The following is a 12,698-nucleotide window of genomic DNA, read 5'->3' as shown; positions in this document are numbered from 1 at the left end:
GATGTTGCGCGTCGCCAACTGCTCCGGCTTCTACGGTGACCGGCTGTCGGCCGCCAGGGAGATGGTGGAGGGCGGCCCGATCGACGTGCTCACCGGCGACTGGCTCGCCGAGCTGACCATGCTGATCCTGGCCGGGAACCGGCTGAAGGGCCGCCCCGGCTACGCGCCGACCTTCCTGAGACAGCTGGAGGAGGTCCTCGGGACGTGCCTGGAGCGGGGCATCAAGATCGTCTCCAACGCGGGCGGGCTCGACCCGGCCGGGTGCGCCGAGGCCGTGCACGAGCTGGCCGGGCGCCTTGGGCTGCCGGTGCGGGTCGCCCACGTCACCGGCGACGACCTGACCGGCCGCGACCTGGGCGGCGCCCTCAACGCCGACACCGGTGAGCCGCTGCCCGCCCCCGCCCTGACCGCCAACGCCTACCTGGGGGGCCGCCCGATCGCCGCCGCCCTGTCTGCCGGGGCGGACGTGGTGGTGACCGGCCGCGTCACGGACGCCGCCCTGGTCACCGGGCCGGGGATCTGGCGGTACGGATGGGGGCCGGACGACCTCGACGCGCTGGCCGGTTCGGTGGTCGCCGGGCACGTCATCGAGTGCGGCTGCCAGGCGACCGGGGGAAACTACGCGTTCTTCGGCGAGGTGCCCGACCCGGCACGCTGCGGGTTCCCGCTGGTGGAGCTGGAGGCCGACGGCTCCGGCGTCGTCACCAAGCACCCGGGGACCGGCGGGCTGGTCTCGGTGGGCACGGTCACCGCGCAGCTGCTGTACGAGATCGGGTCGCCCCGCTACCTCGGGCCCGACGTGGTCGCGCGCTTCGACACGATCCGGCTGGAGCAGCAGGGACCCGACCGGGTTCGCGTCTCGGGGGTGCGCGGCGAGGCGCCTCCGGACACGCTCAAGGTCGCCGTCAACTACCTGGCGGGTTACCGCAACACGATGACGCTCGTCCTGACCGGCCTGGACATCGAGGCCAAGGCCCGGCTCGCCGAGGAGGCCATCTGGTCCCGGGTGCCGAGGGAGTCGTTCGACGAGGTCCACGTGGAGCTCACCCCGCTCGCCGGGACCGCCCCGCCCACCGGGACCGTCTCGCTCCCCGTGGCCGCTTCACCCGCCGGGACCGCCCCGCCCACTGAGGCCACCTCGCTTCCCGGGACCACCTCGTCCGCCGGGACCGCCCTGTTGCGCGTGACCGTGATGGACGCCGACCGGCGGCGGGCCGGCCGCGCCTTCTCCTCGGCCGTGGTCGAGACCGGCCTGGCGAGCTATCCCGGTTTCTACGGCCTCACCCCTCCCGGTGACGCCTCGCCGTACGGGGTCTACTGGCCCACGCTCGTCCCGGCGGAGACGGTACGGGCCCGCGTCTGGCTCGACGGCCGCGAGCTGCCGGCCGTACCGGGCACGCCCGACGTCACCGGCACGCCCGACCTGACCGGCACGCCCGGCGTCACCGGCACGCCCGGCGTCACCGGCACGCCCGACGTCACCGGCACGCGCGACGTACAGGACACACACGACGTCACCGGCGCGCCCGACTCCCCTCTCCCGGAGGTGACGGCCGCGCGGGCCGTGAGCGGCGAGGGCGGGACCGCTCGGGTCGCGCTGGGCACGATCGTGGGCGCCCGTTCGGGGGACAAGGGCGGCAACGCCAACCTGGGGGTCTGGGTCCGCACGGCGGAGCGGTTCGGGTGGCTGGAGGGCTACCTGACGGTGGAACGGCTGGCGGAGCTCCTGCCGTTCACCGCGGGCCTGAAGGTCGAGCGCTTCGAGCTGCCCAACCTGCTCGCCCTCAACTTCGTCGTGCACGGCCTCCTCGGCCGGGGCGTGGCCGCGAGTCCCCGTCTCGACGCCCAGGCCAAGGCCCTCGGGGAGGAACTCCGCGCCGGACTCGCCGACATCCCGCGACACCTCCTCTGACCCGGCCGTACGCCACCCGCCCGAGTGCCGCGGGCACGGGGGCGGAGGGAGGCGCTCAGGGGATCTGCCCGGGGTCGTCCACGACCCCGGCCGCGACCTCGGCGGTCGCGTAGAAGCTTCCCTTCGGGAAGGCCAGTTCGCCGCCCAGCATCTTGTCCTCCAGGTAGTCCACGCGGCTGCCGAGATAGCGGTAGGTCGTGGGGTCGAGGATGACGTACGACCGTGTGACGGCCCGGCCGTTCGCGTCACGCTGGATGCCGTCGCCGGGAACGTCCGCCTCGTAGGTGAGGCCGATGCCCGGCCTGCCCAGCGCGTCGAGCACGCCGGCGGTCGTCCTGACTCCCTCGATCCTGGCGAGGGCCCGGAAGATCGCCGCTTCGAGATCGGACGGCATGGCCACCTCCTGGCCGAGATAGAGCGACAGCACGCGGAACGCCCGCGCGTCCGGGTGCTCCCCGGCTCCCGGATCGCCCTCCGGCTTCGTCGCCCAGTGCCGGTCCCCCCTGACGTGGTCCAGCAGCCTGTCCGGGTCGGCGGGCAGGTCGGCCAGCTTGGCCGCGTACTGCCGCGGGGTCAGGTCGTCGTCGGCCGGATCGGGCTCGATGGTCCGCATGTCCATCTCCTCCCCGTTCTGGCGGAACGCCTGCCGGGTGCCGTCGTACCGCGTCCAGTACTCCTGGACGTCGTTCACGGTGTCGGCGGGCTGCTTGACGGCGACCTTCCGATACATCCACTGGTCGGGGCGCGGCTCGGCGGCCCGCTCGCGCCTCTCGGCCATCAGTGCCGCCCGCTCCAGCACGATCCCCGCCTCCACGGGGACCACCTTCACCGGTGGTGACGACACCGGTGCGGCGGACCGCCCTCCTGTCCACCCGGTGCCGTTCACGGCCACCACCGCCACGGCGGCGGCCGTGGCCACCGCCGCCAGCGAGGGCCCGAGCCGGAACCGGAACCGGAACCGGCGCGGGCGCCCGGTGGAACGCGCCCGCAGGGAGCGCAGCCGGTCGGCGTCGGGCTCGGGCGCGTCCGCGCGAAGGCCGCTCAGCGTCTTCAGGTCATCCACGGCCGGACTCCTCCTCCACGGCGGACGGGTCGACCCCGCCCAGGGCCTCACGGGTCTTCCTCCTGGCGCGGTGCAGGCGCGAGCGCACCGTGCCGATGGGGATGTCCAGCGCCCGCGCCACCTCCTCGTAGCTGAGGTCCGCCCAGGCGATCATCAGCAGCACCTCGCGGTCCTTCGGTGACAGCACCGCGAGCGCCCCCGCCAGCTCGCGGTGCGCCGCCGAGGCCGGCACCCGGGCCTCCACCCGGTCGGCGTAGCTCTCCGCCACCTCGTCCACGCCGGTCCTGGCCAGGGCGAGATCGGGCTCCGTTTCCTCGGTACGGTCACCCTCTTTCACCCGGTGTCCGGAAACGAGTTCTCGCGGCGCGGGCGCCGTCTCCTCCGGAGGGAGAGGCTATTGACCGTCGCGGGCGGGAATCATAGATTCACCCCACCTAGAACATAATTCGGTCAGGGAGGGCGCATGACGTCCACGCACATCGACGTCACCGCGATCGACTTCGGCGTGCTCGGTGCGTGGATGGACGCGCGAGGGCTGCCCGAGGGGCCGTTCGAGCGGGTCACGCCGGTGGCGGGCGGGACGCAGAACGTCATGGTGCGCTTCGAGCGGGGCGGGGCGTCGTACGTGCTGCGCAGGCCGCCGCTACACCCGCGCGCCCGGAGCAACGAGGTGCTCCGCCGGGAGGCGAGGGTGCTCGCGGTGCTGCGCGACACGCCGGTGGCGGCGCCGCGCCTGGTCGCGGCCTGCACCGACGAGAGCGTCATGGGCGCCGTCTTCTACCTGATGGAGCCGGTACGGGGGTTCAACGCCACCGTCGAGCTGCCCGAGCCGCACGCGAGCGACCCGGCGATCCGGCACCGGATGGGACTGGAGACGGCCTCGGCGCTGGCCGACCTCGGGCGGGTGGACCACGGCGCACTCGACGGGTTCGGCCGCCCCGAGGGGTTCCTGGAGCGCCAGGTGCCCCGCTGGATGGGCGAGCTGGACGGCTACGGGGCCCTGGAGGGATATCCGGGGCCCGACATCCCGGGACTGGAGGAGACCGCGGGCTGGCTGGAGCGCAACCGGCCGAAGGAGTTCACCCCGGGGATCATGCACGGCGACTACCACCTGGCCAACCTCATGTTCGCCTGCGACGGGCCCAGGGTGGCCGCGATCGTCGACTGGGAGATGTGCACGGTGGGCGACCCGCTGCTGGACCTGGGGTGGCTGCTGGCGACCTGGCCGACCCCCGACGGCGTGGGGGTGATCTCCGGCGGGATCACCGGGCTGGCCACGGCCACCGAGCTCGTCGACTGCTACGCGGCCCTGTCCGACCGGGACCTGTCGGCCGTCGACTGGTACGCGGTACTGGCCTGCTTCAAGCTCGGCATCGTCCTGGAGGGCACGCACGCCCGCGCCTGCGCGGGCAAGGCCCCCAAGGAGATCGGGGACCTGCTCCACGCCACCACGCTCAACCTGTTCGCCCGCGCCAGGACGTTCATGTGACATGCAATGAAATAACGGAAATATGCGTCAACCGGCGATGAAACCTTCATGCAACCTTCCGCGTTCCAGGATTGCTCGCAATTGCTTCCGAATATGGTTCGGGGAAGGATTCAGTCATGCGTCTCCGGTTTCTTGGCTCCACCTCCGAGGCGGGGGCCTGTCCCTCCCTCTACGAGACCGACCGCGGGACCATCGTGGTGCAGGGTCTCCGGGTGACCGACGCGCGGGCACTGGCCGACCTGCGCCACGTCCTGGACGGCGAGACCGCCGTCGAGGTACCGCGTGAGCTTCTCGCGGACATCGCCCGCCGAGTACTTTCTGTAAATATTGGTCACGATTAGGAGTGCTCTATAGCTTGATCCACACGCTCGGGTCTAGCGTCGTGCGCACCATGCGGGAGGTGACGTGAGCACGCGGGCAGCACAGGCGCGCGGTGGCCGCCGTCCCCGGCTCGCGCGAACGGCCGAGGAGAGCGTGTGACCGGGTTCCAGCAGGCCAGAACCGACCTCGGCGCCCGGCTGCGGCACCTGCGTGAGGCCGCTCACCTGTCGGGCAAGGACCTGGCCGAGCGGCTGAGGTGGCAGGCCTCCAAGGTCTCCCGGATCGAGAACGCCCGCCAGACCCCCACCGAGGACGACGTCACCCGGTGGGCGCGGGCCCTGGACGCCTCCCCCGAGATCACCGGGGAGCTGGTGGAGCAGGCCGCGGGCCTCCTGGACCGCCAGGACTCCTGGCGGCAGCGGCACCGCAGCGGGCTGGCCGCCCTCCAGGAGGACATCCGCGACATGGAGGCGCGGACCACCCAGCTGCGGGTGTTCGAGCCCGGCGTGGTCATCGGGCTGCTGCAGACCACCGAGTACGCCCGGAGCATTTTCACCCGGATCAAGCGCCTCTACCGGGCGCCCGACGAGATCGACGCGGCCATCCGGGTGCGCATGCAGCGCCAGGACATCCTCTACGACCAGAGCAAGCGGTTCAGGTTCGTCATGCCGGAGGCGGCGCTGCGCCACCGGCTGGCCCCGCTGGACGTGATGCGCGGGCAGCTCGACCGGTTGCTGGCGGTGACGGCGCTGCCGAACGTGGAGTTCGGCGTGATCCCCTTCGAGGCGTCCCTGCCCTCGGCTCTGCTCAACGGCTTCTGGATGTACGACGAGGACCACGTGGCGGTGCCGACCCGGACGAGGGACCTGCTGCTGCGCGACCCGGAGGACGTCGCCTTCTACGCGCGGACCTTCGAGGAGTTCTGCGAGGTCGCGGCCTTCCGGGAGGATGCCAGATCGGTGATCGTCCGAGTACTCAGCGATTTCTCAGGACAATCGGAGGACTAAACACCGCAATTGCTTGATTAGCATCCCAAGATCGTGCAATTCTCTGTCGAGACGGAGGTGACGCACGATGCTGGACACGCTGTCTTGTCTCGAGAGGCTCGTTGCCGCGATACGACTGCACGCCGACCTTTCCGTGCAACGGATCTCGTTCGGCGATCCCGCCTACGTCTACGTGCGCAACCGTTTCAGCAGCACGCTGGCCGAGACCGTGACCTGCTCCCAGGACGGCGGCTTCATCACCTCGTGGGGCTACCGGCTCGGCAGCAGCGAGAACATCGACGACGCGGCGGCCCGGCTGGCCTACCTCCTCGCCGCCCTGCCCACCCCCCGGGTCTGACCTCCCCCGGACGAGTACGCGGCGTCCGCCCGCCTCCGTCAGGCGGCCGCGCGCTCGGCGACCGGTCGCCGGCGGAGCGTGGCGCGCTGGAGCGCCGGTGGGACGTAGGCCGCGTCGAGCTGACCGACGTCGGTGCCGGGCGCGACGATCGCGTCGATCTCGTCGAGGATCTCCTCGTCCAGGACGATGTCGGCGCCGGCGAGCAGGTCGTCGAGCTGTTCCATGGTGCGCGGCCCGATGATGGCCGAGGTGACGCCGGGGTGGGCGATCGCGAACGCCATCGCGAGGTGGGTCAGCTTCATTCCGGCCTGTTCGGCGAGCGGGATGAGCCGCTCGACGACATCGAGGCGGCGTTCGTCGCCGTAGTGCTTGAAGCCGTATTTGGCGCGGTGGGTGTCGGCCTGCCGGCCCTTGCGGAAGCGTCCGGTGAGCATGCCCTGGGCCAGCGGGCTCCAGACGAGCGTTCCCATGCCGTGGCGTTCGGTGACGGGCAGGATCTCGCGCTCGATGCCGCGGTTGAGTATCGAGTAGGCCGGCTGCTCGGTGCGGAACCGCTCGAGGCCGCGGCGCTCGGCGGCCCACTGCGCCTCGACGATGTCGGAGGCGGGGAAGCACGACGATCCGATCGCGCGGACCTTGCCGCCGCGCACGAGGTCGGTCAGCGCGGACAGCGTCTCCTCGACGTCGACCGTCGGGTCGGGGCGGTGGACCTGGTAGAGGTCGATGTGGTCGGTCTGCAGACGGCGCAGCGAGTTCTCGACCTCGGTGACGATCCAGCGCCGCGAGTTGCCGCGCCGGTTCGGGTCCTCACCCATCGGCCCCCACACCTTCGTGGCGAGCACGACGTCGTCGCGACGGCCCTTCAGCGCCTTGCCGACGATCTCCTCGGACTCACCGCCGGAGTACATGTCGGCCGTGTCGACGAAGTTGACGCCGGCGTCCAGAGCCTTGTGGATGATGGCGACGGAGTCGTCGTGGTCCGGGTTGCCGATGGCTCCGAACATCATCGCGCCCAGACAGTAGGGGCTGACCTGGATTCCCGTACGTCCCAGCGTGCGGTAGTGCATGGTTCTCCTCGGGTGGCATATCATGAACGAAGCGGAACGCTTTCTCACTTCGCACTATACGGAACACCTTCTCACTTATGCAACCGGAGGCCTTGGGTGAGCGCGGCCACACCTGACCGGGCACGTCGCGTACGCGCCGACGCGCAGCGCAACATCGACGCGCTGCTCGACGCGGCCAGGGAGGTCTTCGCCGCCTCGGGCGCGGACGCCCCGGTACGTGAGATCGCCGCCAGGGCCGGGGTCGGGCTCGCCACCTTCTACCGTCACTTCCCGGAGCGCTCCGACCTGATCGGTGCCGTCTTCCGGCACGAGGTCGACGCCTGCGCCGACACCGCGGCCACCCTGGCCGCCGAGCACGGGCCGCTTGAGGCCCTGACCCGCTGGCTGCGGCGGTACACCGAGTTCATCGGGACCAAACGCGGGCTCGCCGCGGCCCTGCACTCCGGCGACCCCGCCTACGAACCGCTGCCCGCCTACTTCCGGCAGCGCTTCGAGCCCGCCCTCGGATCGCTGCTGGCCGCCGCGGCCGCCGCCGGTGAGATCCGCGGCGACGTCGAGCCCATGGAGCTTCTGCAGGCGGTGGCCAACCTGTGCCTGCCGGCCGAGGTGGACCCCGCCCGTACCGGACGCATGGTCGCCCTGCTCATCGACGGACTGCGCTACGGAGCCGAACCAGGGCCTCAGCCCGCCGACTCCTAGTCGTCGTGGGCCGCGGGCGGTGTTTCGAACACCGAGATCGCTCGTCGGTGCGCGTCCACGCCGAAGTCCGCCCGTCGCCGGCGTAGCCGGTTCACCGCGGAGGGAACCGCCGCGGTGTGGCGCTCAGGAGCCGCCGATCAGGACTCCATGACACGGCCGGCTCGGGCCGGCCGGCTCGCCCCGGAGCCGTTCGATCTCCTCCGGGTCCGCAGGAGCGGCACGCCGCACCCGACAGCCAAGGCCGGATCAACCCGCGAAGTCCTACTGGGAGCCCTCGTGGAAGCTCTCGACCGGCGCGTCGGGGAAGTCGGAGAGTTCCAGGCCGACCTCGCGGGCGGCGGCGACCCGGGCGTGGTGGAGCATCCGGCTCCGCGACATGTTGCCGGTGTGCAGGGTGTACCGGACCACGAGGCCGTCGAGCATGCCGTCGATCCGCTCGGCCGAGCCCAGGGGGTCGTCGCAGGTGAACTCGCCCGAGGCCACGCCGTTGGAGATCACCTGGCTCAGGATCTCGATCCAGGAGCCCTCGAGCTCCAGCAGGATGGCGCGGACGTGCTCCTCGCGCACCCCGACGGCCCAGGCGTCGACCCAGAGGATCCAGCTCTGGTCGGAGCGGGAGGCCGGGATGTAGAAGCGCAGGACGCGGTCGAGAAGCTGGACGGCGGTGCCCGGGCCCGCGACGATCTCCTTCAGCCGCTGGACCTCGGAGTCGCTGGTGCTGCGGAGCATCTCGGTGATGAGCTCGTCCTTGGTGGCGAAATGGTAGTGGATCAGCCCGCCACTCACGTTCGTCGCCTTGGCGATGTCGGCGACGCGGGTGCTGGCCAGCCCGCGCTCCAGCACGACTCGCCTGGCGGCTTCAAGGAGCTCCGCTCGACGCTGGTCGGCCTGGTCTGCGCGGCTGCTGCGCGCCCCTCCTCCGCTGTGCACGGCGCAAGACTACAGCAGCACGAAGCCACCGCCTCACTACTCTTGATTGGCTGGTCAGTCAATAGATTTGCCCCGGCCCAACCGGCCGCATCCGGTCACCGTACGGGCGGAGCGCGGTGACCGGATGCGACGACGACCGCCGGAACGTCCGAGATCTCGGGACCACCGGGACACGTCCCGGACCGTCGTGACATCCGGTACGCGTCCCGAGGGGCCGGGCCCACCGCGACGCACGGGACCGTCGCGGTGAGGTCAGCCGCAGCGGTGGAGGGACTGCTGGCCGGTGGACTGGTCGGTGGAGCCGCCGTAGTCCGACGCCTTGACGGCGGCGCAGTTGGCCCGCACCCACTCGGTCACCTGGGAACCGCCCCCGTCGGGCCCGCCCCTGCCGCCGCCCCCGGTCATCACGTACCTGAGCCGTCCCGAGGAGACGAGTTCCTTGAGCCGGTCCACGGTCATGGCCGGGTCGCCGCCCGTGAAGCCGCCCATGGCGATGACGGGCAGCCCGGTCGACAGGATGGCCGAGGAGGCGCCCTGCGCGCTGCCCACCGCCACCAGCCAGGTCGCGCCGCCCCGGTTCCTCCTCAGGTAGTCGATCATCCGCTGGTCCATGGCCCCGCCGAAGCCGCCCCGCGCCCCACCGGGGAAGCCGTAGCGCACGCGCGGGGCGCCCTGCCCCGGCCCCCCTTCCGGATTCCTCTGCGGCCCGCCACCGGGAAGGCCGTTCCCGGGGTCGTCCTGAGGAGCACTCCGCGAGCCACCCGGGAGGTCGCTCCGGGGGCCGCCGGGAAAACCGGAGGAACCGGGGGAACCGGGGGGACCGGGGAAGCCGCCCCGCATGCCGCCGAGGCCTCCGCTCCCCGCCGGGCCCGCGGTGGGGTTGGTGCCGTTGACGGGCGAGCCGAGAGGGGTGAGCGCGTAGGCGGCCGGTCCGGCGAGGACGGCGACCAGCCCGGCCGCCACCGCGACCGCGGCGATCCGTGTTCCAAGCCGTGTTCCAAGCCGCGTTCCGGGCCGCGTTCCGGGCCGCCGCCCGAGACGGGCCAGGAGCAGCCCGGCGACCGCCACGACGGTCGCGCCGGCCACCACCCAGGCCAGCCAGGGCACGAAGCCCCCGGCATTCCCGGCATCCCCGGCATCCCCGGCATCCCCGGCATCCCCGGTGCGCCGCAGCAGCGTGAACGCCCACGCCCCGGTGACCGTGATACCGACAGGCAGTACCCACGACCAGGCCATGGACTCCCGCTGGGCTCGCCACACGAGCACCCCGCCGAGACCGGTCAGGGCGGCGATCGCCGGGGCCATCGCCGTGGTGTAGTACGGGTGGAAGGTGCCGCTGGAGAAGCTGAACACCACGTAGTGGACCGCGAGCCAGCCGCCCCACAGCGTCAGGGCGATCCTGGCGTCGCGGAACGGGCCGCGCGCGGCCAGGACCAGGCCCGCGACGAGGGCGATCACGGAGAGGGGCAGCAGCCAGGAGATCTGCCCGGCCATGACGTCGTTGAACAGCCGCCCGGCCCCCGCCTCACCACCGAACCCGCCGAACCCGCCACCGCCGGGCGCGCCACCGCCGCCGGGCCCGCCGCTCCCGCCGAAGACCCGGCCGAGGCCGTTGTAGCCGATGACGAGGTCCCTGACGGAGTTGTCGGTGCTGCCACCGACGTAGGGCCTGCTCGACGCGGGCCACAGGTCCACGACCACCATCCACCAGGCACTGGAGACCACCAGCGCGGCACCCGCCGCGAGCAGGTGCCCGAGGCGGCGGAGCAGGGATCCGGGAGCCATGGCCAGGTAGAGCGGGGCGAAGACCGGGAGCACCAGATACGCCTGGAGCATCTTGGTGTTGAACGCCAGCCCGACGAGCACCGCCGAGACGACGAGCGCGCGCAACCGGCCGGCGCGTACCGCCTCCTGGCAGAACCAGGCCGCGAGCACCAGCAGCAGGACGAGGAGTGTGTCGGGGTTGTTGTCCCGGTTGATGGCCACGGTGATCGGGGTCAGCGTCATCACCAGGGCCGCGACCAGCGCGGCGGCATGACTGTATGCCCCGGACGGTACTCCGGGCAGCGTCCCGGGCAGTGCCCTTCGCACGGCCGAGTGGAGCACGGCGACGGCGGCGATCCCGGCGACGGCCTGGGGCAGGAGCATGCTCCAGGTGCCGAACCCGAAGACCCTCGCGGACAGCCCCATCACCCACAGCGCGAGCGGCGGCTTGTCCACGGTGATGAACGACCCGGCGTCCAGGGCCCCGAAGAAGAACGCCTTCCAGCTCTGGGTGCCCGACAGGATCGCGGCGGCGTAGTAGTCGTTGGCGTGGCCGTTCCGGCCGAGCGCCCACACGTGCAGGACCGCGGCGAGCGCGAGCACCCCCCACAGGCCCGGCCGCGCCCACCGGGGGTCGCCGGGGCCGCCGAGGAACACCCGCCGCACCGCACCGCCGAACCCGCCGTCCCGCGCCGCGCGGCCCCACCCGGAGAGCCGCGGGGAGGTCGTCGTTCCGGGCGCGGACGTGGAGGACGAGCGCGTGGAGAACAGGGACGTGGAGGACGGGGACCCCGCGTCCCGCGAAGTATCGGTGGTCATGGAGTGGTCTCCTTGGCGCGACGGGGGGCGAAGACCCAGGCGCGGAGCATCAGGAAGCGTACGAGGGTGGCGAGGGCGTTGGCCGCCACGACCGCGGCGACCTCGGCGGCGGTGGACGCCGCGGGCGCCAGGAGGTCGAGCAGGGCCAGGCCGCCGGTGCTCAGCAGCAGGCCGACGAGGAAGGCCAGGCCGCCTTCGAGCTGGTGGCGGAGGGCTCCGGCACGGCCGGTGACGCCGAAGGTGAAGCGACGGTTGGCCGCGGTGTTGGCGACGGCGGTGACGAGCAGGGCCACCCCGTTGGCCACGACGGCCGGCATCGCCAGGCGCAGGGTCACGAACAGGGCCAGGTGCGCCAGGGTGCAGACCGCGCCGACGACGGCGAAGCCGGACAGCTGGCGGGCCATGCCCCCGGGCAGCCGCGCTCCCCGCACGCGCGGCGGCACCGGGATCCCGGCCGCCCCCGACAACGTCCTCCGCGCCACCCTGGCCATCCCCTTGAGGTCGTCCACGGCGGTCCTGGCGATGTCGACGCGGCTGTCGGGGTCGTCCACCCAGTCGACGGGCACCTCGTGGATGCGCAGCCCGTGCCGCTCGGCGAGGAGCAGCAGCTCGGTGTCGAAGAACCACTCCTCGTCCTCGACCGCGGGCAGCAGCGCCTGCGCGATCTCGGTGCGGACCGCCTTGAAACCGCACTGCGCGTCGGAGAAGCGCGCCCCCATCGCCGACCGGAGCAGCAGGTTGTACGTCCGCGAGACGAACTCCCGCTTCGGTCCCCGGACGACGTTGGAGCCCCTGGACAGCCGGGTACCGATGGCCAGGTCGCTGTGGCCGGACAGCAGCGGGGCCACCAGCGGCAGGAAGGCGTCCAGGTCGGTGGAGAGGTCCACGTCCATGTAACCGACCACGTCGGCGTCGCTCGCCGACCACGCCCGGCGCAGCGCGCGGCCCCGGCCCTTGGCCTCCAGGCGCAGGGCCCGCACGTGGGGCAGCTCGTCGCCGAGGGCGGTGGCGATCCGCCAGGTGGCGTCGGTACTGGCGTTGTCGGCGATCGTGATGCGGAAGCCGTAGGGGAAGGTTCCCGTGAGGTAGGCGTGCAGGCGCCGGACGCTCTCGCCGAGCACCCGCTGCTCGTTGTGCACGGGGACCACGATCTCGACCAGCCGGGTGCGCGCCGGTGCCGTGGCCCGCTTCACGCCGCCCTCCGGGGGCGGGGGCTCGGTTGTCTCATGCCCTCACAGTGGTCGTGTGATCTTGAGCGATCCTGAGGCGATCATTAACACCGGGTGAGAA

Annotated in this window: 12 protein-coding genes; 6 read left to right on the top strand and 6 right to left on the bottom strand. The window is 72.2% G+C overall.

The window, feature by feature from the left end:
- Nucleotide 1 precedes the first annotated feature (1 nt).
- Nucleotides 2–1,912: an acyclic terpene utilization AtuA family protein gene (locus ACFYWM_RS29580; RefSeq protein ID WP_389920031.1), complete on the top strand. Its 1,911-nt coding sequence runs from the start codon at nucleotides 2–4 to the stop codon at nucleotides 1,910–1,912.
- A gap of 55 nt (nucleotides 1,913–1,967) precedes the next feature.
- On the opposite strand, the gene ACFYWM_RS29575 is transcribed toward ACFYWM_RS29580, so the two are convergent.
- Nucleotides 1,968–2,975: a CU044_5270 family protein gene (locus tag ACFYWM_RS29575; RefSeq protein WP_389920029.1), complete on the bottom strand. Its 1,008-nt coding sequence runs from the start codon at nucleotides 2,973–2,975 to the stop codon at nucleotides 1,968–1,970.
- Nucleotides 2,968–3,312: an RNA polymerase sigma factor gene (locus ACFYWM_RS29570; RefSeq protein ID WP_389920025.1), complete on the bottom strand. Its 345-nt coding sequence runs from the start codon at nucleotides 3,310–3,312 to the stop codon at nucleotides 2,968–2,970. Before ACFYWM_RS29570 ends, ACFYWM_RS29575 begins: the two co-directional genes overlap by 8 nt.
- A 126-nt stretch (nucleotides 3,313–3,438) precedes the next feature.
- Between ACFYWM_RS29570 and ACFYWM_RS29565 the strand changes: the two genes are divergently transcribed.
- From ACFYWM_RS29565 to ACFYWM_RS29550, 4 genes are all read left to right on the top strand, one after another.
- A complete protein-coding gene (locus ACFYWM_RS29565) occupies nucleotides 3,439–4,464 on the top strand; it encodes a phosphotransferase family protein (protein WP_389920022.1) in 1,026 nt (341 codons plus the stop codon).
- Between the two features lie 116 nt (nucleotides 4,465–4,580).
- Nucleotides 4,581–4,805, top strand: a complete 225-nt coding sequence (locus tag ACFYWM_RS29560; protein WP_389920019.1) for a hypothetical protein — start codon at nucleotides 4,581–4,583, stop codon at nucleotides 4,803–4,805.
- Nucleotides 4,806–4,940: 135 nt separating this feature from the next.
- Complete coding sequence (locus tag ACFYWM_RS29555) at nucleotides 4,941–5,792, top strand: helix-turn-helix domain-containing protein (RefSeq protein ID WP_389920016.1); 852 nt, start codon at nucleotides 4,941–4,943, stop codon at nucleotides 5,790–5,792.
- Nucleotides 5,793–5,925: 133 nt separating this feature from the next.
- Nucleotides 5,926–6,129, top strand: coding sequence for a hypothetical protein (locus tag ACFYWM_RS29550; protein WP_389920013.1), 204 nt, complete (start codon nucleotides 5,926–5,928; stop codon nucleotides 6,127–6,129).
- A 38-nt stretch (nucleotides 6,130–6,167) separates the two neighbouring features.
- Here the strand turns inward: ACFYWM_RS29550 and ACFYWM_RS29545 are convergent, their stop codons facing one another.
- Nucleotides 6,168–7,196 (bottom strand): aldo/keto reductase, encoded by a 1,029-nt coding sequence (locus ACFYWM_RS29545; RefSeq protein WP_389920010.1) that lies wholly within the window; start codon nucleotides 7,194–7,196, stop codon nucleotides 6,168–6,170.
- A 96-nt stretch (nucleotides 7,197–7,292) separates the two neighbouring features.
- On the opposite strand from ACFYWM_RS29545, the gene ACFYWM_RS29540 reads away from it, so the two are divergent.
- Nucleotides 7,293–7,895 (top strand): TetR/AcrR family transcriptional regulator, encoded by a 603-nt coding sequence (locus ACFYWM_RS29540; protein ID WP_389920007.1) that lies wholly within the window; start codon nucleotides 7,293–7,295, stop codon nucleotides 7,893–7,895.
- A gap of 261 nt (nucleotides 7,896–8,156) precedes the next feature.
- On the opposite strand, the gene ACFYWM_RS29535 is transcribed toward ACFYWM_RS29540, so the two are convergent.
- From ACFYWM_RS29535 to ACFYWM_RS29525, 3 genes are all read right to left on the bottom strand, one after another.
- Complete coding sequence (locus ACFYWM_RS29535) at nucleotides 8,157–8,825, bottom strand: TetR/AcrR family transcriptional regulator (RefSeq protein WP_389920004.1); 669 nt, start codon at nucleotides 8,823–8,825, stop codon at nucleotides 8,157–8,159.
- A 252-nt stretch (nucleotides 8,826–9,077) separates the two neighbouring features.
- Complete coding sequence (locus ACFYWM_RS29530) at nucleotides 9,078–11,408, bottom strand: glycosyltransferase family 39 protein (RefSeq protein WP_389920002.1); 2,331 nt, start codon at nucleotides 11,406–11,408, stop codon at nucleotides 9,078–9,080.
- Nucleotides 11,405–12,601: a glycosyltransferase gene (locus ACFYWM_RS29525; protein WP_389919999.1), complete on the bottom strand. Its 1,197-nt coding sequence runs from the start codon at nucleotides 12,599–12,601 to the stop codon at nucleotides 11,405–11,407. The genes ACFYWM_RS29530 and ACFYWM_RS29525 overlap by 4 nt, the downstream gene beginning before the upstream one ends.
- Nucleotides 12,602–12,698 lie beyond the last annotated feature (97 nt).

Origin of the sequence: Streptosporangium sp. NPDC002721, from assembly GCF_042888905.1 — a bacterium.
In the GTDB taxonomy this organism is placed as follows: domain Bacteria; phylum Actinomycetota; class Actinomycetes; order Streptosporangiales; family Streptosporangiaceae; genus Streptosporangium.
Note: the sequence above shows the minus strand (reverse complement) of the source record. Positions and strands in the feature narration are given on the sequence as shown.

Coding starts and splice junctions, on each gene's coding strand:
- ACFYWM_RS29580 (WP_389920031.1), top strand. CDS start 2: ATGTTGCGCGTCGCCAACTGCTCCGGCTTCTACGGTGACCGGCTGTCG.
- ACFYWM_RS29565 (WP_389920022.1), top strand. CDS start 3,439: ATGACGTCCACGCACATCGACGTCACCGCGATCGACTTCGGCGTGCTC.
- ACFYWM_RS29560 (WP_389920019.1), top strand. CDS start 4,581: ATGCGTCTCCGGTTTCTTGGCTCCACCTCCGAGGCGGGGGCCTGTCCC.
- ACFYWM_RS29545 (WP_389920010.1), bottom strand. CDS start 7,196: ATGCACTACCGCACGCTGGGACGTACGGGAATCCAGGTCAGCCCCTAC.
- ACFYWM_RS29530 (WP_389920002.1), bottom strand. CDS start 11,408: ATGACCACCGATACTTCGCGGGACGCGGGGTCCCCGTCCTCCACGTCC.